This is a genomic window from Bacteroides sp. 51 (assembly GCF_010500965.1).
GTDB lineage: Bacteria > Bacteroidota > Bacteroidia > Bacteroidales > Bacteroidaceae > Bacteroides.
In genome coordinates this window covers 1-414 of sequence record NZ_QVMI01000120.1, presented here as the reverse complement: position 1 = coordinate 414, position 414 = coordinate 1, and the positions used below count along the sequence as shown (strand labels likewise).

Annotated in this window: 1 protein-coding gene; it reads left to right on the top strand. The window is 45.4% G+C overall.

What is annotated here, in order from left to right; genetic code table 11:
* A partial coding sequence (locus tag D0T87_RS24810) for a lyase family protein (RefSeq protein WP_239063887.1) occupies positions 1-414 on the top strand: 414 nt, incomplete at both ends.

Below are 414 nucleotides of genomic sequence, written 5' to 3'. Positions count from 1 at the left end.
CGGAAATTTATATTATGCTTGTTCAGGGAATTGCCCTCAACTATGCCCTTGCCATATGTATTGGCATAAGAGAAGTAGGCTCAAGTGCTATGCCTCACAAGGTAAACCCCATCGACTTTGAAAATGCCGAAGGAAATCTCTATGTATATACCGATAATCCGGCTGGAGATTGGTCCGATCCTGTATGGGTGGATATGGGCGTTGTGTGCATCAAGGCCGATTTTGGGGAGAATATTCACATGGATGCCAAATATCATGGTATGCTGCTTCAACCATATTTTCGTAATAACGGGATAAGGAATCTATTTCAAAAGTATAATATCCTGCTCTCGGCCGACCGTGCGCTGGCTTTGCGCGACCATCTTAAAATTGTGCATACCCTGCCCGAAACGCTCTTTACCGCAGATGGACGGG